The following is a 21,234-nucleotide window of genomic DNA, read 5'->3' on the forward strand; positions in this document are numbered from 1 at the left end:
ATGCGTTTTTTCACGGTTTTGATTTTATTAGCATTTGCTTTATTTGCGGATGTTAGCCCTCGTGTTATAGATATTCCAACACGCAGTGGTGTCAGTGAACGTCTCTTAATTCTCTCCCCTGAAAATCCCAAAGCGGTTGTTGTTTTATTTGCTGGTGGGCACGGTGGCATTCAACTCTCAAGCGAGGGGAAATTTGGCTGGGGTGAGGGCAACTTTTTAATGCGTACGCGTGAGCTTTTTGTAAAACAAGGGTTGATGGTGGTGATTGTAGATGCTCCATCGGATCGTCAACATGAACCTTACCTGAATGGCTTTCGTCAGACACAAGAGCATGCACAAGACATAGCGGCTGTTATTTCATGGTTAAAAACACAAACGACTGCGCCTCTTTGGTTGGTTGGAACAAGTCGTGGCACACAATCGGTTGCCTATGTGGCAATCGAAAATCCAACTGACATTCATGGAATTGTGCTGACCTCTTCCATTCTTTACGATGCAAAAAGCAATGCTGTGAGCGAGATGAAATTAGAAAAGCTCCGTATGCCTGTTTTGGTGGTGCATCATAAAAATGATGGCTGTTCGCACTGTTCGTTTGATCTTATTCCTTCAGTGATGCATAAATTAACTACCACTGCTTCCAAAGAGATGGTTGCAATAGAAGGTGGGCAAACCAAAGGTGATCCTTGCAATGCCTTTGGTTATCACGGTTATAATGGCGTTGAAGAAGAGGTGGTCTCCAAAATATCAGAGTGGGTTGTAACACATTAAAGGTTGTGTGTTTTTTTAAACGCTTCAGCCTCTTTCACTGCCTCAACGATTTTTGCTGAGAGTATGGGAAGATCGTTGTATTTGACCCACAATGTATCTTCCACAATATCGTGAATTTCGCCCGCAATTTCAACGGCTAAACGTTTGAGTCTTGCTAACTCTTTTTTGAGTTCTTTTTCATCCATGATGCTTCTCCGAATGTGACATTTTCGTTACCATTGCAAAGAGTATTCCTTGTGCAAAAATATTTTGATCTTTTATTTATTATATATCACAGTTTTTAAAGCTTTTGTCCGATATAGTGCTTGTGCCTTTATTATGAGGATTATTTGGAGTAGTCTTAATGTCAAATTTTTTTTATCGTATTTTTGTTTCCAATCGGATATCTGCCAACTCGTATGCAAGTAGGCAGTATACACTTGTCATGGCTTTTGCGGCTTTAGGCGCGGCGACATTTGGCTTTTTCTTTTTTTATAATGCTTTTGTACTTCAGTATTATAGTATTGCTTTTATTGATGCAATAGGTGTTAGTGTCTCAATCGCATCTATGCTTTTTTTAAACCGAACGTATCGCATTGAACTTAGCACATTTATCGTAACAGGTTATTTTTTTATTTTTTTTATCGTTTTTACCTATTTGAATAAAAATGAGAGTTTTGGACTGATTTGGAATATATTCTTTTGTATTGTCGCAATCAACCTCAATGGTCATAAGAAAGGGCTTATGTACACACTTGTCCTTTATGGGGCTATTTTTTTGATGGCGCATCAAGGTATTGGTGTATGGCAACAGGGGCTTTGGGATAAAGTCGCTTTTTTTCGTTATGCTTTTTCATTACTTCTCCTTACCTTCGTTGTCTATATTATGGAATTGGCACTTTATCAATCGTATAGTAAACTTCAAAAATTGGCCGATGAAGATGAGTTGACGCAAACGTACAACCGCCACAAGTTACGTGAAGTGTTGCAAACAGAGATAGAGCGCACACATCGCCATAAAACGTCGTTATGTGTAGGGCTTTTTGATATAGATAATTTTAAGCATATCAATGATACCTACGGACATAATGTGGGCGATGAAGTACTAAAGCATCTTGCCAAAGTGGTAAAAAGCTCTATTCGCGTCAATGATACTTTTGGACGTTGGGGTGGTGAGGAGTTTTTAGTGATTTTACCACATGCTACGCAAGAAGAGGCGCGTGTTGTATGTGAAAAAATACGGTTACTTATTTCTCAAAGTGCATTTGAACATGTCCAGACCGTGACATGCAGTTTTGGTTTGTGTGCCTATACCCCTGATATGAGTTTTGATATGCTGATTAATCGTTGCGATAAAGCGATGTACCAAGCAAAAAATCAAGGCAAAAATTGTGTCAGTGTTTTTGCATCGCACTAAAGCGAAGTAGCGTGCGTATTATTATGGTAATTATTCAGACTTCTACGGTTGTGGAAGACTTCGTTAAGCATACTTTCAAGTAAGACGATTTATTCTAATCAAAGAGCCTTATATAAGGAGATAGTAAAATAATGAAATTGTTTCTTTTTGTATTTCTCACTTTTTTCTTAAACACTATCTCTATTTGTGCCCAAACCTCACAAGTACCCCCTACAATCCTTCTCGATCTTTCAGAGAGTGAAAAAGCATGGCTTGTAAAACATTCAACGATTTATGTAGGGATGGATTCTGAATATGCGCCTTATGAATGGATGGATAAAAATGGAATTTATATTGGTATGGCTGTGGATTATCTACGTTTGATCGAAAAAAAGCTCGGTATTCATTTTGAGATAATCAAGGGAAAATCTTGGAATGAACTTTTAGATATGGGGAAAAAAAGCGAATTGGACATTTTAACCAGTATAGTGCAAACCCCTGAACGTTTAAAATATTTCATCTTTTCTGAACCTTATCGCGATACGCAAACAATGATTGCAGATAATGGTAAAGGTGAATTTATAGGTAGCCTAGAGCATTTAGCGGGAAAACGTGTTGCTGTTGAAGAAGGGTATTTTATTCAAGAAATGCTTTCAAAAAAGTATCCTGCGATTAAACTGGTATTGGCTAAGAATATCGTAGAGGCATTGACATTTGTGCAGAATGGAAAAGCCGATGCTTATGTAGGCGATATGAGCGCGATTAATTATGCTATGAATAACAATGGTTTTATGAGTCTTCGTTTTTCGGGGCAAACAGAGTTTTCAAGTCAGCATCGTCTGGCATTTCCAAAGGAGAAAACCGAGTTAGCAGCTATTATGACAAAAGCGATGGCTTCTATTTCTGCGGATGAATCCAATGTCATACTGAGTCGTTGGCTTGGTATGCGTATAGAACATGGCATGCACGTAGAGACAATTCTCAAATACAGCGCAGGAGTACTTCTTTTATTTTTACTTTTTTGTTATTGGTATTATAGACTGCATCGTGAAATCAAATTTCGCAAAGCAGCAGAAATGCGTGAACATTATCGTAACAATATTCTTGAAATGATCGCCAAAATGGTGCCATTACATAACGTTCTTGAATCTACTGTCAAAGGTGTTGAAGAAGAAAACCCAAGCATGCTTTGCAGTATTTTATTGCTCGATAAAGAGGGTAAATTTTTTTCAAACGTGATTGCACCAAGTTTGCCTGATTTTTACAATGAAGCTATTCGTGGGGTTCATATTGGTTGTAATGTTGGTTCCTGTGGAACGGCTGCTTACCTCAAAGAGTGTGTTATTGTTGAAGACATTGCAACACATTCTTATTGGAAAGATTATAAAGAAGTGGCACTTCGAGCAGACCTTCGCTCCTGTTGGTCTGAGCCGATTTTTTCTTCGCAAGGGATTGTTTTAGGGACATTTGCCATCTACCACAAGAAACCTCAAGCTCCACGAAAATCAGATATATTATTGATTGAACAGTCTGCAAATCTCGCGTGTATTGCGATAGAAAAGAGTATGGTAGCGATGAAGCTCAAGGAGAGTGAAGAGCTTTACAGGCGTCTTACAGAAGAGGTGAGCGATGTTATTTGGAAAACAGATCGAGATTTTATTATTACGTACATTAGTCCAGCAGATGAGCGGCTTAGAGGCTATAAAGCTGAGGAAATTTTGGGACGACATGTGTTTGAGATGTTTACACCTGAAGGCATCGACACGATGATGGAAAAAATAATGCAGAGGAAAGAAGCAGAAAAGAAAGGAATTTGTACAGATTTTGTCACATATGAAATCGAACATATCTGTAAAGATGGCAGAACGCTTTGGGGTGAAATTGTCTCAAAACCTGAACGCGATGATAACGGAGAGATCATTGGCTATCATGGCATTACACGAGAGATAACGGAGCGAAAAATAATGCAAGACAAAGTGCAAGAGTTAGCATATTATGACGCATTAACGAAGCTACCCAATCGTCTTTTACTGAGTGAGCGTTTGAATTATGTTATAGCTGAAATGAAGCGTAGTAAAAAGCATGCTGCATTGCTCTTTCTTGATTTGGATAATTTTAAGTCACTCAATGACTTTCATGGGCATAGCATTGGTGATGTGTTGCTATGCCAAGTGGCAGATAGGATCAAACAGTGTATCCGTGAAATAGATACCGTTGCACGTTTTGGGGGAGACGAGTTTGTTGTCATTCTCAATGCACTCCATGAAGATAAAAGTAAAGCTCTCACAGAAGCGCATACCATAGCCGAAAAAATTCGTCTGAGTTTGTCAGCTTTATATGTTTTAAATATCTCACATAACACGAACGAAGAGCAATTGGTGGAACATAGTTGCACAGCGAGCATTGGTGTTTTGGTGTTTGATAGCGCAGAGGGGAGTCAAGATGACCTCTTAAAACGGGCAGATGCTGCGATGTACAGAGCTAAAGAATCAGGAAGAAATTCAATCTCTTTTTATGAAAAAAGCCTAAAAAAGGGCAATCCGCCCTTCTAATAGACTGAGATGCTGTCTATAAAATGCTGTTTTTTGGTGTCACTTAAAAAGGAAGCTTTGAAACCGTTTTGGGCTAAACTTTTGAGCTCTTCTTTACTCATTGCTAAATTTTCAGCAATCGCTTCATAATTTTCATTCATATACCCACCAAAATAAGCTGGATCGTCCGAATTGACCGTGACTATAACACCTCTGCGTAAGAGTTTTAAAATATTGTGTTCTTGCATTTTTTGAACGGCTCTTAACTTAACATTGGAAAGTGGGCAAACGGTGAGAGGTATCTGCTTTTGTATCAGTAGTTCAACCAATTTTTCATCTTCATCACAGCGAATACCATGGTCGATACGGTTGACATGTAAAAGGTTAATGGCTTCCCAAATGTACGAGCTATCGCCCTCTTCGCCGGCATGTGCGACGATCTTGTAGCCTACATTTTTTGCTTCAGTAAAGACACGCTCAAATTTGGACGGTGGATGTCCTACTTCACTTGAATCTAACCCAACACCTAATATTTTCTCTTTAAATGATAAGGATTCATGAAGCGTTTCAAAAGCCTCTGATTCACTCAGATGGCGTAGAAAACACATAATGAGAAAAGAGCTAATGCCCAGTTCTTTTTCGCCTTTATCAAGTGCTTTGGTAATGCCATCTATGACAGTTTTAAAAGCGATACCTCGTTTGGTATGCGTTTGTGGATCGAAGAAAATCTCTACGTGAACGACATTTTGAGCTTTACATTTACAAAGATACGCCCATGTCAAATCAAAAAAATCAGACTCCGTGATGAGGACATTTGCCCCTGCATAATAGATGTCTAAGAATGATTGTAATGAGGTAAAGTTATAAGCGTTTTTGACTTCTTCAATGCTTTTGTAAGGAATAGTGATGGTGTTTTTCTGAGCCAGTTGAAACATAAGTTCAGGCTCTAATGTGCCCTCAATGTGCAGATGAAGTTCTGTTTTGGGAAGTTTTGCAATAAGTTCTTTCATAGCGTCTCTTTTTGCCAATTATAGCAAACTTCCAAACGACATTCAAAAAAGGTGTGTGACATTTTTAAAGAATAGTGGAGTATACTGCTAACGAAACTTATTTCTCAGGGCAGGGTGCAACTCCCTACTGGCGGTAATCTTATAACAAAGAGAGTCCGCGAGCGCTTTTAGTGGTAGCATTAAAAGGTCAAGCAGATTTGGTGTGATTCCAAAACCAACGGTTAAAGTCCGGATGAGAGAGAATGTAGTCCATTATTGCCATTGTTACATTAACAAGGTCGTGTGCCTATATTTAAACATGCCCTGATTCTGGTAAGTTTACTCACCTTTTAGGAGTATACCATGAATCAAGTCTGTAGGGAGTTCTCCCTTCACCACAATGTTAAGCAAGCTATTGCTTCGCTTCAAAACCAAAATGGCGTTATTGTCATGGATCGTCATGATCGTGAGAATGAGGCCGATATTATCTTCCATGCTGAGTCTCTTACTACAGAGCAAACCGCTCTTCTTATTCGTGAATGCAGTGGCATTGTTTGCCTTTGTTTACCACAGGAAAAAGTCAATGAGCTTTCCCTTCCTATGATGGTGACGCATAACGAATCCAAATTCCAAACAGGTTTTACTGTTTCTATCGAAGCTAAAGAGGGTGTCACAACAGGCGTGAGCGCAAAAGACAGGCTTACAACCATTCAAGCGGCGATTCATCCTGATGGTAAAGAAAAAATCGTCTCTCCTGGACATGTATTTCCTTTACGTGCCAAAACCAATGGTGTGCTAGAGCGAGAGGGGCATACGGAAGCATCCGTTGATTTGATGCGAATTTCCAACCTTTCTCCTTATGCTGTGTTATGTGAACTAACCAACCCAGATGGAACGATGGCAGTGGGCGATGCCATTTTTGATATAGCTTCCAAATATGGTTTTCCTATTGTGAGCATTGATGAGATTATTGCATATCGTAAAGAGCATAAACTCTAAAGCGTAAGCCCACAATTTATGTGGGCTTTGTTTTTGTATGGACAAATGCCTTAAAGACGCTAAAAAGTTTCGTATGGTATTTACTCTTGTGATAAATGAGGTAAAAAGTACGGTCAATTTTTAAATTGACCAAGTTAACTTCAAAGAGCTCGCCACGTTTGAGTTCATTTGCAACAGCAACCCTTGAGAGACAGGTGATGGTCTGAGGATTGCTCAATAAAATGGTTTTTGCCTCTTCAAATTCTGAAAACTCCATGAAAATGTTGAGTTCTTTTGCGATGTCGCCCAGTGCTTCTAAAAAGATCTCTCTCGTTCCTGAGCCTTTTTCCCTTAAAATCCATTTTTTATGAAACAGTTCATCAATGAAAAAATCTCCTTCTCCAAGACAGGGATCACTGCTGACAACAATGAGCTCATCATTACCTATAGGTTCTTTAATGAGGTCTAGCTCATCACACGAAGATTCGATAAATCCGATGTCAATAAGCCCATTTTTAAGCATATAAATAATCTGCGCAGAGTTTTGAATGTCTTTGTGAATACTGACATGTTCGTGTTGTGTTAGAAAATCGAAAACAATATGTGGCGTGATGAAATCGCCAATGGTTTTGCTAGAAGCTACATTTAAAATACCCGATATCTTCTCTTTTTTGAAAAAGTTTTCAGCATCATTGAGGGCTAAAAAATGGTGATGGGTTTTTTCTTTAAAAAGTCTTCCTGTTTCATTGAGTACCAACTTTTTGCCAATACGATCAAACAGAGGCTCTCCAATATGTGACTCAAGGGATTTTATAGCTAACGAGATGGCAGATTGTGTGATTTCAAGCTTTTGCGCTAAGTTTGAGATGTGTGAATCTTCACAGAGATAATAAAAAAATCGTAGCTCTTGAAAGGTCATACGAGCTCCATTATTAAAAATATTTATGATTATAACGAATATAATTTATTTTACTTGTGAAAAAAAACATTTTATAATCCTTGAAACATTTTAAGGACACACATGTTTCAAAAAGAAAATCGCAATAACACCCTCAGTGGCATTTTATTTGTTGCTCTTTTTGCGATGTCCGCAACCTATCTTGGAGAGTTTTCGTTTTTTCAGCATTTAGGAATCAGCCCTTTGATTATTGGCATTGTACTAGGCATGATTTATGCCAATACGTTGCGTTCGAAACTTCCTAAAGAGTGGTGCAGTGGTATTTTATTTTCAACGAAAACGCTTTTAAGGCTAGGCATTATTTTATACGGTTTTCGCATTACGTTTTATAACATAGAAGCTGTAGGGCTTGCGGGTATTGCGACCAGTGCGATGGTGGTCATTTCTACGTTTGTTATCGGCTATTTTGTAGGGACACAATGGTTGAAACTTGACAAAGAGACAACCATACTTACCAGTGCGGGAAGCTCTATTTGTGGGGCTGCTGCAGTTTTGGCGACAGAGCCTGTTCTGAATTCAGAACCTCATAAAAGTGCCATCGCTGTCTCTACCGTTGTAGTCTTTGGAACGATTGCTATGTTTTTGTATCCATTTCTTTACAAAATGGGACTGATACCTTTAACACCTGAACAGATGGGCATTTACATTGGCGGAACGCTGCATGAAGTGGCGCACGTCGTAGCGGCTGGTAATGCCCTAGGCACAGAAGCTTCTCAAACAGCGGTGATCGTTAAAATGATCCGCGTGATGATGCTTGCCCCTTTTCTTGTATTTTTGGGTCTTTGGTTACTCCAAAGTTCACAAAGTATTGTAAAAAAACAGAAAAATAAGATCATGATTCCTTGGTTCGCCGTATGGTTTATTGTCGTAGCGGGATTTAATTCACTTGATCTTTTACCTCAAACACTGATAGCAAACATCAATGCCATCGACACTTTTTTGTTGACGATGGCGATGAGTGCTTTGGGGATGGAAACGAGCATAGAAAAGTTCAAAAATGTGGGAATGAAACCCATCTATTTGGCAAGTATTTTATTTTTATGGTTGATCTTTGGTGGGTTTTATATCGTCAAAGTTTCTTTGAGTTTATAAGTAGAGCAAAATATCCACTTCCAAAGATTCGGGCTTTGTTGCTGGTGCGTAACGGTTGATCACAGTGCCATTTTTATCGACTAAAAATTTAGTGAAATTCCACTTAATTGCTTCACTGCCTAAGAGCCCTTTTTTGGTTTCTTTGAGGTATTTATAGAGGGGGTGCGTATTTTCACCATTGACATCGATTTTGGAAAACATGGGAAACGTAACGCCATACGTGAGTGAGCAAAAACTTTTGATTTCCGCTTCATTTAAAGGTTCTTGGTTCATAAATTGGTTGCATGGAAAACCCAAGATGACAAGCCCTTTGTCTTTATATTTTTGGTATAAAGTTTCTAGCCCTGCATATTGTTCGGTAAAACCACATTTACTTGCTACATTGACGATGAGTAGAAGCTTATTTTTAAAAGCATCCATAGTGATGATTTCACCACTGATCGTTGTGACTTCAAAATCGTATATGCTCATAAGTACTCCTCAAATAAATCATTTTATTATTATAAGGCAATATTTGTTTTAATTTCTTGGATATTCCAATTTACAACATCTAGTGAACTATATTGAGATAAGTCTTTTTTATCTAATAGAGTATTATTAAAGATATCTGTTATTTGTTGTTGTTTTGTTTTTTCTAATGCATCCCACCATGCAGGTGCAAAATATATATTTTCATTAACAGCAAAAAGCCAATATATGCATGCCTTAATTTTTTCACTATCTGATAATTTATGTAAACTTTGAATGAAACTGTGACATTCTGGACTACTAATTTCATCATCCCAACTAAATAATACGACTCCTTGTTTGTCTGAAAATATCAGTGTTGAAACGGATATTGAATTATAAAATTTAGAAAAATCTGATAAATCAGCAAGTTGATTATTTTCAAAATCGCATGATACTACCCATACACAGGTACTTATAATATCAGGTATTGTATCAATAAGAATGCCATAATATTTCATAGAAGTAAATTTTTTTGATACTAGTTTTTTGTCCATTTGTAATTTAATTCTTTGTAGATCGCGATGTCCAATGTCTGTTCCCGTTGTCGCATCAGATAGAAAGGCTTGATATTTTTTTTGTTGTCTTGGAGAAAATCCTTTGTCATAGCTTTTCATTATAGTTGTTTGATAATGTACGTTTTTTTCTTTTATATAGAATTCTCGTACTAAGGTTCTATAATAGTTTAAGAAAATTTGTTCGGAAGTAAAATCAAATCCAGAATCGAGTGATTTAAATATTTCACTATCATGCTTATCGCAAAAACCACCAAATGTTGAAGCTTTTTTAATGCTGATTTTTTCGGCAATGAATCTTCCATTGTTTTTTATTAATTGACCAAAACTTGATCCTATAAAGCTATATACATGCTCATTTTGCGCAATTGGATTCAAATTTATACTTTTGGATATTGTATGTGCACGTATAATTTTGTTACTACACTCATTACGATACTCATCTGGCACATAGCATCTGTCCTGTGGATATTGATCTTTTTGATCTTGAATGATTTGTGAAGTAGGAGTTGGAATTAAATATGATGGGTGTCCATGACATTTTTTATATTTTTTCCCACTACTACACCAGCACAGAGCATTTCGTTGTTGTTTCATTTCTTTTATTTACCTTCAAAATAATAATAATAAAAGTATGCGAGTATTAGTCTCTTCCTAAAAACTCAGAAGCTTCGGAAATGATCAAAAATGCTTCAGGATCGTATTCTCGGATAATGTCTTTGAGAAGCTGAATTTTAGAAGTTTCTACGGAGAGTAAGATGACTGTTTTGATCTGTTTTTGGTGGTGCAATCCAACTCCTGTGAAGATAGTACCATGTTCTTCGATGCGTTCTCTAATCTGTTCGGTTAAACTTTCTACATTGTTTGAGACAATTTTAACCACTTTTTTAGAAGGGCGACCGGTAAGGATAACATCGAGAACTTTTGCCGTTACATAGACGCCTATCATGCTGTAAAGCGCTTTTTTGATGTCACCGTGTGCAATGATAAACGCAAGCATAATGGTTACATCGATGGTTAAAAGAACTTCAGAGGCTTTGAATTTACTTTTCATTGCCACAATTTCACCCACAACCGATGTGCTTCCTGTGGAAGAACGTCCTTTGATGACCAATCCAACACCAAGACCAATAAAAATACCACCAAAGATAGCGGCTAAAAGAATGTCATCTGTCAGAGGTTTGAGGTGCAAAAATTCTCTAAAAAGATCGGTAAAAAAAGAGGTTGCAAGCATGGCAAGCAATGTTTTAAAAGTATATTGTTTCCCAAAATAGACAAAGCCTAAGACAATAAAAGGAACACTCACCATAATGATGAGTGTTCCGAGTGTTAATGACGTAAAAATATAGTGTAAAATCAGCGCAATACCGATGCCTCCACCTGTGACCATATTGTTAGGCGACAAAAAGCAAACAACGGCAAATGCCATCGACATGGTTCCAAGGAGTACGTAAACATAGTGCAAGACTTGCAGTGATTTTGAAGGCTGTTTCATTATTTAAGATACCCCATCAAGTTAAAAATAGGCAATTTTGAACTACTTTCAAATTTTTTCAACCATTTGTCCATTTTGTCAGGTTTCTCCCAAACAGCTGTTTTAACTTGGGCGAGTTCTTCAACTTTTGTCTTAGCTTCTTGAATGGATCCAACTTCATCAATAAGGTGAAGTCCCAGTGCTTTACGCGCTATAAAAACTTGTGCGTTTGCAAATTCATTGGGTTTTGCAAGATTAAGACCTCGAGCTGTTGCTACATCGGTGATAAAAAGTGTGTATGCATCATCAATCAACTCTTTGAGAGCCCCTTTTTCTTTCGGTGTCCATTCACGAGTAAATGTCCCCATTTGTTTGTAGTCACCTGCTGTAATAATTTGCTCAGAGATGCCTAGTTTTTTAGCCAATTCCGCCACATTAGGTGCTTGAAAAAGCACTCCGATAGAGCCTATAAATGCACCTGGATTAGCGATGATATAATTAGACCAAATAGAGGCATAGTAACTTCCACTGGTCATACTTCCTGCTGCATACGCAACGACAGGTTTGTGCTCAGCCAAACGTTTGACTGCCATAGAAAGCTCAATGGAAGGAGCAAGTGCGCCACCAGGAGAATCTACATGTAAAAGCACCCCTTTGATTTTGTCATCTTTGTCTGCTTTATCAATGCTTTCAAGAACTTCTTGAACATTAAGGATTTCACCTTCTATTTTAACAATCGCAAGATTGGGGTTTTTAAGCTCTTCTTGTGAGCCAAAAATAAGGACAACAAGCAGTACAAAAAGCATTGCTTTAAAGTGATTTTGGATGTAGCTAAGAACAGCTCCTACCCAAATAAAAGGTTTTTTAATAAGGTCTAACATTGTTTTTCTCCGTCAATAAAGGTTAAATGGGTTTGTTGGGTGTGTAAGATCAGTTGTAAAACAACATCTTGAATCTCACACATTTGAGGTAAAGTTACCACAATAATATCAGCGTAATGCTCTTTTTCAAGGACACCGCACGGAAGTCGTAACGCTTTGGAAGCATTGCATGTAACGCTTTGCAAAAGTGTTTTAGCAAGATGTAAAAGTTCACATTCAGGATGAAGCATCAGTGCTGAGCGCATCTCATCCCAAAGGCTCAGGGAAATGTTGGAACTTAGTCCATCGGTTCCCAAGGTAAGGTTGATGTTCTCTTTACTTATTGCTGTAAGATCGAGCTTTCCAACGCCCAAAAGTCGGTTGGAAACGGGACAATGTGTCACAGTTGCTTTTTGCTTAGACAGGAGATGTAACTCTTTTTGAGTTGCCTGTACGGCATGGGTAAACAACGTAGGATTGTGCGAAAAAAGCTCAAGAAATTCTTCTGCGCTACACATCGGTTTAGCATGAGGATTAAACGCACTGAAGAAGGTTTGGAAATCACCATTCCCTTCATCGACCCAAGCGCGTTCTGCAGGGCTTTCCATAAAATGTGTGGAAACCACACAGCCTTCTTCTTGTGCAATTCCAAGCGCTTTTTTGGCTAAAATAGGGTGCGTTGAGTAGGGTGAATGCACTGATACCGCAGGGATAAAACGCTCGCTTTTAAACTCTTTGCTACTCTCTAATCTTCCCCTGAAATCCCCATACATCGCATCCACTGCACTGGGAACTGAGCCTAAGACTTCATTAAAGTATACCACACGTTGAGGTGTCTTAGCGCACGCTTCCAAGTCGGCTCCAAAACTGCTGATAGCCCCTAGCGAGGTTGTCCCACTTTTGAGCATTTCTTGAAGCTTTGCGCTGATAAGCTCTGTTGTGGCAAGAGCACTGAGTTCTTCTCGGTGTTTAATAACAGACTGAAGCCATGGGATAAAATCGCCATAACGGAGCATACTTTGGTTTGCACTAAATTCTAAATGCACATGACTGTTAATCAACCCTGGTAAAATGACACTGTTTTGAGGGGTTTCAATCAACTCAGCATGAGGGTATTTGTTTTTTAAATCTTCACGCAGTCCTACTTCAATGATCTTTTCATCAAAAGCAACAGCTCCTTTTTCTATAATTTCAAAAGAAGCGTTACAGGGTAGTACAAAGTCTGCAACTAACAGTTTCACATCGATCCTTTTTTGGCGTAATTGTATCCTAAACTAAGCCTTGATATAATAAGACTAAATTTTAAACAAAAGGTAACCAATGAAAGTTGTCGTGATTCAAGGTCCAAATCTTAATATGCTCGGTCACAGAGAGCAAAGCATTTATGGCGGTATGAAACTGGAAGAGATTCACTCTCAAATGGAAGCAGTTGCAAAACAAAATGGTTTTGAAATTGAGTTTTTTCAATCCAATTTAGAGGGTGAGATCGTTGATCGTATTCAAGAGTGTTTGGGTGATGCTGATGGTATCATCATCAATCCAGCAGCTTATACACATACGTCTATCGCGATTCGTGATGCGATTAGTGCCGTTTCTTTGCCAGCGATTGAAGTGCATATCAGCAATATCTACAGACGTGAAGAGTTCCGTCAAAAAAGTATGACAGCTGCGGTTTGTACAGGTCAAATCAGTGGTTTTGGACCGTTTGGTTACCACCTTGCGATGATCTCAATGATGCAAATGTTAGGTGAGCTTGATGCCCTTCGTAAAGCACAAGCTGCACAACAACAAGTAGCACAAGCGTAACGTGAATTATATACTCCAAGATGAAAATGCACAGTACTTTGAGTGCGGCTTTTCATGCGACCATGCGGTTTTTCTGAGACTTGGAAGTGAGGCATTTTTTATTACCGATGCACGTTATACAACAGAAGCATCAGGGATTATCAAAAATGCGACTGTTTTAGAGGGAGATAGGCGCGATTTGCTTAAAACAGCGCGCCTATTAATCCGAAAAAGTGGCATTAAATCCTTGATGTACAATCCTTCTGAGTGGAATGTCGATGCGTACGCAACATTGAGTGATAAACTGAGCCTTAATTTTCAGAAAAAACCTAATTTTTCGCAACGAAAACGCATTATCAAAACAGAAGCTGAACTTGATCTTCTCAAGAAAGCTGCACTTTTTGGTAAAGATGCATTTCATCGTTTTGGAGAATTTTTAAAACGCGATGGTTTGGGCATAGATGAGATGATAGCACATTTTGAAGCCGAGTCTATTTTTAAACATCGCGGTGCGTTGGAACTCAGTTTTGCTCCTATTGTAGCATTGGGTGAAAATGCGGCAAAACCACATGCTCTTCCTACGCATAAAACACTTCAAAAAGGTGAACTTGTGCTTTTGGATGCAGGTGTGAAATACCAGCGTTACTGCTCTGATAGAACACGAACAAGCTTTTTTGACGAGCATTTTAATTTTGAAAAAGAACAGCATTTCAAAGAGACCCTTAAACAGAAAGTTTATGATACAGTGTTGTTTGCTCAAGAGGCTGCTTTGAAAGCAGTCAAAGTGGGAGTAAAAGCGAAAGAAATCGATAAAGCTGCACGCGATGTGATTGACAAAGCGGGTTTTGGTCAGTTCTTTATTCATTCAACAGGTCATGGCGTGGGACTCGACATTCATGAATTACCAGTCATTGGTTCACGTTCTGAGACGATCATTGAAGAAAATATGGTTTTTACCATAGAGCCAGGGATTTACCTACCAGAGCAGTTTGGCGTGAGGATTGAAGATACTATCATTGCTCGCAAAGACGGCGCTGAGGTTCTGGGGTGAAGTTAGAACGTATTCGTTTTTTCCCTACCTGTAAAAAGGCTAAAAAGCATTTTGCACACCGTGTTGTTATAGGATTGGGTGGCAATGAAGGTGATGTTAAGAAACGCTTTGTCAAGCTTTACCGTACATTTTTAAACGATCCACGGTTTTTTATTCAAGAGAGTTCAGCCGTCCTTAAAAACCCACCCTTTGGCTACCTTGATCAGCCTGATTTTTACAATGCTGTCATGGTGTTACAAACATCCTTAAGTGCAAAAGCTTTGCTAAAAGTACTTTTACAGGTAGAGCATTTTTTTGGGCGTGTAAGGCTTTTTAAAAATGGACCAAGAACGCTGGATTTAGATATAATATTTTTCGATAATCAAAAGATTCAACAACCTAACTTAATCGTTCCACATCCTAGATGGCAGGAGCGAGCATCGGTTATCGTTCCACTCTTTACGCTAAAAAGTTTTAAAGGATAGAGGTGAAATTTCATACGTTTAGTGGTGAAACACCAGCAGAAGCACTCAAGCAGGCTCAACACGAGTGTGGCGAAAATGCTTTAGTCATAAGCACCAAGCAGATTCGCAAAAAAACCATCAGCACTTCAGCACTTTATGAAGTTGTGGTGGCAGTCGAAGAAGATCAGCCTATGCCCCCAACTCCTCAAAAACAACCAGAACCAAGGCCTGAGCACAAATACAAAAGTGGCGAAGATGTTCTCTTTAGCCTCTCTGAAGCGGCAAAGCAGATCTCTCAGATTGCACAAGCAACAGGCGATATTGGAAGCTCAAACGCTTCTAGACAAGCGGAGAGGGCACAAAACAATGAAGGCATTGGCGAGATTAAATGTGAGATAACAAAACTTGCGGATAAAATTAAACTCATCCAAGAGATGTTCTGGGAAGAGCGAGCCCCGCACCGCAATAATTTAGCGATTCCTTCAGAATTTTCAGAAATTTACAAACTCGCTAAAACGAGTGGAATGGGTGAAGATCATTTAGAAAATATCATGAACTTAACCTTAGAACATATGCCCGTACGCATGAAAAACAGCAGTGAGACGATTAAGCGCTATTTTCAAGTCTTACTTCGCAAACTCATCCCTGTGCGTATGGAAACGGAATTGCCCAAAAGTAATAAACGTATCATGATGTTTGTAGGCCCTACGGGTGTGGGTAAAACAACAACGATTGCTAAGCTTGCTGCACGTTACTCGTACATTCAAGAAAAGCGTGCCAAAGTAGGTATTATTACGCTTGACACGTATAGAATTGGAGCAGTAGAGCAACTCTTTCAGTATGCCAAAATGATGCGGTTACCGATAGAAGATGTGGTCGATCCTAATGATTTTAACAGCGCACTCTCCTCTCTTAGCCATTGCGATGTTATTCTCATCGATACCGTAGGAAGTTCACAGTACGATAAAGATAAACTGATTAAACTCAATAAATTTATTCAAAGTTCTCAACTGCAAATTGATGTCAATTTGGTTCTTTCAGCGGGCAGTAAACTAGAAGATCTTAAAGAGATCTATAAAAACTTCTCCTTTCTTGATATTGACACGCTCATTTTTACAAAATTTGATGAAACCAAAGTTTTTGGAACGATATTTTCTTTGATTTACGATACGGATAAACCTGTGAGTTACTTTTCAATTGGTCAAGAGGTTCCTGATGACATTATCCCAGCATCCAGCGACTTTTTGGTTGAATGTATTTTAGATGGTTTTGAGAAAAAAAGAGGTGAACATGGAAACGCAGGCGAATAAACTACAAGAATTAGTCGGTGCGGCCTCAGCAAAAGAGCATAGCAATACCAAATTTATTGCCATTACCAGTGGTAAAGGCGGTGTAGGTAAAAGTACCGTGAGTGCTAATATGGCAAATGTACTCTCCAACAATGGTTATAAAGTAGGTCTTTTTGATGCGGACATTGGTCTGGCGAATCTTGATGTCATTCTCAATGTTCGCATTGATAAAAATATTTTACATGTGCTCAAAGGTGAGTGCTCTTTACAAGATGTCATTGTACCAATTAAGAAAAATTTACTGCTTATTCCTGGAGAAAGTGGTGATGAGATTTTAAAATACTCTGAGCAATTTTTGTTTGAACGCTTTTTGGAAGAGACAAAAGTGCTCAATGATCTTGATTTTATGATTATTGATACGGGTGCAGGTATTGGCGAGCATATACAGCTTTTTTTAGAAGCTGCCGATGAGGTCATTGTTGTCACGGTACCTGATCCTGCAGCAATTACGGATGCGTATGCAACGATTAAAATTACCAGTAAGACACAGTCCAATATTCATGTGATTTTAAATATGACCAAAAGCGAAAAAGAGGCGCAACTTATTTTTGATAAGATCAATAAAGTAGCTATGGCAAATATCGGCAATGGTTTAAAACTGAACTTAATTGGTAAATTGCCTGAGGATAAACTCATTTCTAAGAGTATTAAACAACGCACACTTTTTACAAATGATGCTCCCAATTCACTTGCATCACTGGATATGAAACGTATCGTCAACAATTTAGTTTATAAATTGGAACGAAAAGTGCTTAAAACGGATACGAATAAGAGTTTTGGAAGCTTCTTTAAGCGTATTATTGAGCAATTTTAGATACATTTTGTAAAGGCATTATATGGTCAAATCAGAAAATTTCATCTACTTTTTCACGATATGTGGATTTTTTATAGGATTGATGTTTTCGATATTGAATTTCTCAGAGCCAGAAGAGATACTTTTTTACACGTTAGAGATAACGCTGTTTTTTTATCTCATTATTCACGTTGCTGTGATGAATTTCTTTGATTTCGACCGTATGGCGACATTTATTTTCGATAAGAAAGATCACGAAAATATTGGTGATTATTTTATTCAAGAGCTTGAAAACAGAGAAAAAGTGATGGACAGTCTCTTAGCAAGCATTGATAATATGAACCAGCACTATGATAAGATCATGAAAGGCTCAATGGAGAGTAATGAATCCTACACTAAAAAAGCAGCAGCCTAATCCTTACAGCCAAAATCTTAAAAAAGAGCAAGACGAACTCGTTTTGCAATACCTTCCCGCAGTGCGTGCTATGGCGTATCGCCTGCGTGAAAGGCTTCCCGCTTCGGTAGATGTCAATGATTTGATTTCTATTGGTACTGAAGAGATGATTAAACTTTCCCGTCGTTATGATAAAGACCAAAATGACTCCTTCTGGGGCTATGGTAAAAAGCGCGTTTATGGTTCTATGCTTGATTTTTTACGATCACTGGATACGATGAGTAGAGCCAATAGACGTTTAATTAAAATGGTTGACCATGAGATTACTGCTTATTTGGGTGAGCATGGAGACGAGCCTGATGATGCGTACTTGGCAAAAGTTTTAAATGAAGATATTGAAAAAATAGCGGAAGCTCGCAACAGTGCTATGATAGTCTCCGTGATGTCACTTAATGAGCAAGTGACCATTCTTTCAGGCGAAGATACAGCCCAAAAAGTAGAAAAAGATGAACTTCTGGAAATGGTACAAAGTATACTTTCGACGTTTAATGAGCGTGAACAGATGATTATTCAACTTTACTATTTTGAGGAGCTGAATCTTAAAGAAATCAGTGAGATTTTAGAGATTAGTGAGTCGAGAATTTCTCAAATTCATAAAAAACTTTTAGCAAAGATCAAAGAACAGTTGGGAATCAACCATGGCTGATATACTAAGTCAAGAAGAGATCGATGCGCTCTTAGAGGTAGTAGAAGAAGAGGGCGATACACTCTCCTCCGAAACAGAGCCAACGGATACACGACAGGTTATTCTGTATGACTTTAAACGACCCAATCGTGTTTCTAAAGAGCAATTACGTGCTGTAAAAGGCATTCACGATAAGATGGCGAGAAATCTTGCATCGCAGATTTCTTCCATTATGCGTAGTATCGTTGAAATTCAATTGCATTCTGTTGATCAGATGACTTATGGTGAGTTTTTGATGTCACTTCCTAGTCCTACCAGCTTTAACGTTTTCTCGATAAAGCCGTTGGATGGTAACTGCATTATCGAAATTAACCCCTCCATCGCTTTTCCAATGATCGATCGATTGCTTGGCGGGTTGGGAGAGTCGTATGAAGCAACACGCGAGCTTACAGACATAGAATTAAATCTCTTAGATGCCATTTTACGTATTATCATGCAGCGTCTTAAAGAGGGATGGTCACCGATTACAGATATGTATCCGACCGTTGAGACCAAAGAGTCCAGTCCTAACGTTGTTCAGATCGTTTCTCAAAATGAGATTGTCATTATGGTGGTTATGGAGATTATCATTGGAAATTCCAGTGGCATGATTAACCTTTGTTACCCTGTTATTTACCTTGAACCCATCCTCTCACGTCTTGCGAATCGTGATATTATGCTGGGTGAAACAAGTGCTAAAAAAAGCCGTAATAAAGAGCTCAATACACTTATTTCTCGTGCAGAAGTTTTTAATGAAGCAATTATTGGTCAAGCTGAGCTTAATGTTGGAGAGTTGTTGGAGCTTAAAAAAGGCGATATTATTAGACTGGATCGACCTGCTGATGATAAGGCCATTGTAATGATTGATAAAAAAGAGCTATTTTTGGCAGAAATTGGGCTACACCGTTTTAGAAAATCGATTAAAATCGAGAGTTTAGTCAAAACAGATAAAGATGAAGTTAAAAGTGCTTTAGAAGAGTTAGAGCAGATTCGAAAATCTAAGATTTCATCATTTGATACAACGCAACAGGGGTAAGGTGTGAATACATTTGTACAATTACTACAACAAGAAGTAGTCTCGACAATAGAGGGGTTAACTGGTATTGCACCTACGGTTGAATTGAACTCAGAAGAGAATGGGGAGAGCAAGCTCAAGTTAAGTCCTCCACTTGCAAAACTTGATGTCACCGTTGGTGGCGAGTTGCATGGTAAAATGCGCGTGACAATGGCAACATCCATCGCAACGGCTATTGGCGATATGATGCTTGGTGGTGAAGGTGATGAAAAAGAGGAGATGGACGCAGAAGATCTTGATGCGACCAAAGAGATTATCTCAAATATCTTAAGTTCTTTTTCGCGCTCTCTTGGCAGCCAAAAAAATATGCCTAAACTTGAATTCGAGATTGAAAATATAGAGTATATAGATGCGAATAGTACGATTGATTTTAAAGGGTTTGAAAAACTTTTTATCTATAATTTGGCTGTTCATAATTCACACGATACGATTGCATTCTCAATTTCACATGAATTATTACCACTCATTGGAGAAGATGGTCCTGCCCCTATTGAGTCATCAGCACCAACACAAGAGTTTATTTTTGAAGAACCAAAGAAAGTTATGCCAAGTATGAGTCCAGAAGAGTTAAGTAATATCGAGCTTATTAAAGATGTTAGGCTGCCAATTCGTGTACGCATTGGTTCTAAAAAAATGCTTTTAAAAGATGTTTTAAGTATGGATATCGGCTCCGTTATTGAGCTTGATCAGTTGGCGAATGATCCTTTAGAAATTTTAGTAGGTGATAAAGTGATTGCCATGGGTGAAGTTGTTATTGTTGATGGTAACTTTGGTGTGCAAATAGGCGAGATCGGTACTAAACGTGAACGACTTGAAAAATTAAGATAGAAGCATCAATGGAACAACGAAAGCATATTAAAGATACGGAACGTAGTAATGAATGGAGTGTTCTTCGCATTATGTCCGATTTTGTCAAAGGTTTTGATGAGCTTCAAGATTTAGGACCTTCGGTTACTTTTTTTGGCAGTGCAAGATTTAATGCCAATAACCGTTACTATAAAGATGCGCATGCCCTTGCGTATCAGCTAGGTAAAAAAGGTTATTCTATTGTTACCGGTGGTTCAAAAGGTATTATGGAAGCTGCTAACAAAGGTGGTTTCGATGCAGGAAAATGCCAATCCATTGGATTAAATATCAATTTACCACATGAACAGTCTGGCAATCAATATACGACAAAGCATCTTACATTTGATTATTTCTTTGTTCGTAAAGTAATGCTTATCAAATACTCTTTAGCCTATGTCATTTTCCCCGGTGGTTTTGGTACACTGGATGAATTGTTTGAGGCGTTGACTCTCACACAAACAGGTAAAATTACCAAAATTAGTATTTTTTTATACGGTAAAGAGTATTGGGAAAAACTTTATGACTTTATTGCTACAACATTGGTTGAGCATCATACGATTCGTGCAGAAGATGTGGAGTTGATTATTTTAACGGATGATTTAAATGAAATCGCTACTAAAATTGATGAGCGTTTAGTACTCTATACGAATGAACTCAAAAATGAAGGCTTAGAGAACAGTCGTTACTACCAACAAGCTGTAGAATTTTTATCAAATCAAGAGTAAGA

At 38.3% G+C, this 21,234-nt stretch carries 23 protein-coding genes and 1 riboswitch; of the genes, 15 read left to right on the forward strand and 8 right to left on the reverse strand.

Annotated elements, in window-relative coordinates:
* The gene (locus V7Q04_RS01505) at nt 1-768 is read left to right on the forward strand and encodes an alpha/beta hydrolase (RefSeq protein WP_333803154.1); all 768 of its coding nucleotides are present in this window, start codon (nt 1-3) and stop codon (nt 766-768) included.
* On the opposite strand, the gene V7Q04_RS01510 is transcribed toward V7Q04_RS01505, so the two are convergent.
* Nucleotides 765-953, reverse strand: coding sequence for a CCE_0567 family metalloprotein (locus V7Q04_RS01510; protein WP_333803155.1), 189 nt, complete (start codon nt 951-953; stop codon nt 765-767). The two genes, V7Q04_RS01505 and V7Q04_RS01510, sit on opposite strands and share 4 nt — an antisense overlap.
* Before the next feature lie 158 nt (nt 954-1,111).
* On the opposite strand from V7Q04_RS01510, the gene V7Q04_RS01515 reads away from it, so the two are divergent.
* Both V7Q04_RS01515 and V7Q04_RS01520 read left to right on the forward strand, forming a co-directional pair.
* Entirely contained in the window at nt 1,112-2,164 is a 1,053-nt protein-coding gene (locus tag V7Q04_RS01515; RefSeq protein WP_333803156.1) for a GGDEF domain-containing protein, read from the forward strand.
* Nucleotides 2,165-2,295: 131 nt separating this feature from the next.
* A complete protein-coding gene (locus tag V7Q04_RS01520; protein WP_333803157.1) occupies nt 2,296-4,695 on the forward strand; it encodes a diguanylate cyclase domain-containing protein in 2,400 nt (799 codons plus the stop codon).
* On the opposite strand, the gene V7Q04_RS01525 is transcribed toward V7Q04_RS01520, so the two are convergent.
* On the reverse strand, nt 4,692-5,684 hold the full coding sequence (locus tag V7Q04_RS01525; protein WP_333803158.1) for an adenosine deaminase: 993 nt from the start codon (nt 5,682-5,684) through the stop codon (nt 4,692-4,694). The two genes, V7Q04_RS01520 and V7Q04_RS01525, sit on opposite strands and share 4 nt — an antisense overlap.
* A 96-nt stretch (nt 5,685-5,780) precedes the next feature.
* Nucleotides 5,781-5,932: riboswitch (FMN riboswitch) on the forward strand.
* A 94-nt stretch (nt 5,933-6,026) separates the two neighbouring features.
* Here V7Q04_RS01525 and ribB point away from each other — a divergent pair.
* Complete coding sequence (ribB, locus tag V7Q04_RS01530) at nt 6,027-6,662, forward strand: 3,4-dihydroxy-2-butanone-4-phosphate synthase (RefSeq protein WP_333803159.1); 636 nt, start codon at nt 6,027-6,029, stop codon at nt 6,660-6,662.
* A gap of 16 nt (nt 6,663-6,678) precedes the next feature.
* Here ribB and V7Q04_RS01535 read toward each other — a convergent pair whose 3' ends face one another.
* Complete coding sequence (locus tag V7Q04_RS01535; protein WP_333803160.1) at nt 6,679-7,560, reverse strand: LysR family transcriptional regulator; 882 nt, start codon at nt 7,558-7,560, stop codon at nt 6,679-6,681.
* A gap of 102 nt (nt 7,561-7,662) precedes the next feature.
* Here V7Q04_RS01535 and V7Q04_RS01540 point away from each other — a divergent pair, with 102 nt between their 5' ends.
* The gene (locus V7Q04_RS01540) at nt 7,663-8,691 is read left to right on the forward strand and encodes a YeiH family protein (protein ID WP_333803161.1); all 1,029 of its coding nucleotides are present in this window, start codon (nt 7,663-7,665) and stop codon (nt 8,689-8,691) included.
* Here the strand turns inward: V7Q04_RS01540 and V7Q04_RS01545 are convergent.
* Genes V7Q04_RS01545 through mqnF form a run of 5 tightly spaced genes read right to left on the reverse strand, consistent with a single transcriptional unit; the run spans nt 8,686 to nt 13,288 of the window.
* A complete protein-coding gene (locus V7Q04_RS01545; protein ID WP_333803162.1) occupies nt 8,686-9,162 on the reverse strand; it encodes a glutathione peroxidase in 477 nt (158 codons plus the stop codon). The two genes, V7Q04_RS01540 and V7Q04_RS01545, sit on opposite strands and share 6 nt — an antisense overlap.
* Nucleotides 9,163-9,191: 29 nt before the next feature.
* Nucleotides 9,192-10,310, reverse strand: coding sequence for an SEC-C domain-containing protein (locus V7Q04_RS01550; protein WP_333803163.1), 1,119 nt, complete (start codon nt 10,308-10,310; stop codon nt 9,192-9,194).
* Nucleotides 10,311-10,356: 46 nt separating this feature from the next.
* The gene (locus V7Q04_RS01555) at nt 10,357-11,208 is read right to left on the reverse strand and encodes a YitT family protein (protein WP_333803164.1); all 852 of its coding nucleotides are present in this window, start codon (nt 11,206-11,208) and stop codon (nt 10,357-10,359) included.
* Nucleotides 11,208-12,068 carry a signal peptide peptidase SppA gene (sppA, locus tag V7Q04_RS01560; RefSeq protein ID WP_333803165.1) on the reverse strand — a complete coding sequence of 287 codons (861 nt, stop codon included), beginning with the start codon at nt 12,066-12,068 and terminating at the stop codon, nt 11,208-11,210. The genes V7Q04_RS01555 and sppA overlap by 1 nt, the downstream gene beginning before the upstream one ends.
* Nucleotides 12,062-13,288 carry an aminofutalosine deaminase family hydrolase gene (gene mqnF, locus V7Q04_RS01565; RefSeq protein WP_333803166.1) on the reverse strand — a complete coding sequence of 409 codons (1,227 nt, stop codon included), beginning with the start codon at nt 13,286-13,288 and terminating at the stop codon, nt 12,062-12,064. Before mqnF ends, sppA begins: the two co-directional genes overlap by 7 nt.
* A 79-nt stretch (nt 13,289-13,367) precedes the next feature.
* Between mqnF and aroQ the strand changes: the two genes are divergently transcribed.
* Genes aroQ through V7Q04_RS01615 form a run of 10 tightly spaced genes read left to right on the forward strand, consistent with a single transcriptional unit; the run spans nt 13,368 to nt 21,232 of the window.
* Nucleotides 13,368-13,853, forward strand: a complete 486-nt coding sequence (gene aroQ / locus V7Q04_RS01570; RefSeq protein ID WP_333803167.1) for a type II 3-dehydroquinate dehydratase — start codon at nt 13,368-13,370, stop codon at nt 13,851-13,853.
* 1 nt (nt 13,854) lies between these two features.
* Nucleotides 13,855-14,883, forward strand: a complete 1,029-nt coding sequence (locus V7Q04_RS01575; protein WP_333803168.1) for a M24 family metallopeptidase — start codon at nt 13,855-13,857, stop codon at nt 14,881-14,883.
* Nucleotides 14,880-15,347, forward strand: coding sequence for a 2-amino-4-hydroxy-6-hydroxymethyldihydropteridine diphosphokinase (gene folK / locus V7Q04_RS01580; protein ID WP_333803169.1), 468 nt, complete (start codon nt 14,880-14,882; stop codon nt 15,345-15,347). The genes V7Q04_RS01575 and folK overlap by 4 nt, the downstream gene beginning before the upstream one ends.
* Nucleotides 15,344-16,636, forward strand: coding sequence for a flagellar biosynthesis protein FlhF (gene flhF / locus V7Q04_RS01585; protein WP_333803686.1), 1,293 nt, complete (start codon nt 15,344-15,346; stop codon nt 16,634-16,636). The genes folK and flhF overlap by 4 nt, the downstream gene beginning before the upstream one ends.
* Nucleotides 16,617-17,489 (forward strand): MinD/ParA family protein, encoded by an 873-nt coding sequence (locus V7Q04_RS01590; RefSeq protein ID WP_333803170.1) that lies wholly within the window; start codon nt 16,617-16,619, stop codon nt 17,487-17,489. The genes flhF and V7Q04_RS01590 overlap by 20 nt, the downstream gene beginning before the upstream one ends.
* Before the next feature lie 22 nt (nt 17,490-17,511).
* Nucleotides 17,512-17,883 (forward strand): hypothetical protein, encoded by a 372-nt coding sequence (locus V7Q04_RS01595; protein ID WP_333803171.1) that lies wholly within the window; start codon nt 17,512-17,514, stop codon nt 17,881-17,883.
* Nucleotides 17,852-18,568: an RNA polymerase sigma factor FliA gene (locus V7Q04_RS01600; protein WP_333803172.1), complete on the forward strand. Its 717-nt coding sequence runs from the start codon at nt 17,852-17,854 to the stop codon at nt 18,566-18,568. The genes V7Q04_RS01595 and V7Q04_RS01600 overlap by 32 nt, the downstream gene beginning before the upstream one ends.
* On the forward strand, nt 18,561-19,622 hold the full coding sequence (fliM, locus tag V7Q04_RS01605; protein ID WP_333803173.1) for a flagellar motor switch protein FliM: 1,062 nt from the start codon (nt 18,561-18,563) through the stop codon (nt 19,620-19,622). The genes V7Q04_RS01600 and fliM overlap by 8 nt, the downstream gene beginning before the upstream one ends.
* Before the next feature lie 3 nt (nt 19,623-19,625).
* Nucleotides 19,626-20,489 (forward strand): flagellar motor switch protein FliY, encoded by an 864-nt coding sequence (fliY, locus tag V7Q04_RS01610; protein ID WP_333803174.1) that lies wholly within the window; start codon nt 19,626-19,628, stop codon nt 20,487-20,489.
* Nucleotides 20,490-20,497: 8 nt separating this feature from the next.
* On the forward strand, nt 20,498-21,232 hold the full coding sequence (locus V7Q04_RS01615) for a TIGR00730 family Rossman fold protein (protein ID WP_333803175.1): 735 nt from the start codon (nt 20,498-20,500) through the stop codon (nt 21,230-21,232).
* The last annotated feature ends 2 nt before the right edge of the window (nt 21,233-21,234 follow it).

It is taken from the genome of Sulfurospirillum sp., assembly GCF_036802865.1.
Lineage (GTDB): Bacteria > Campylobacterota > Campylobacteria > Campylobacterales > Sulfurospirillaceae > Sulfurospirillum.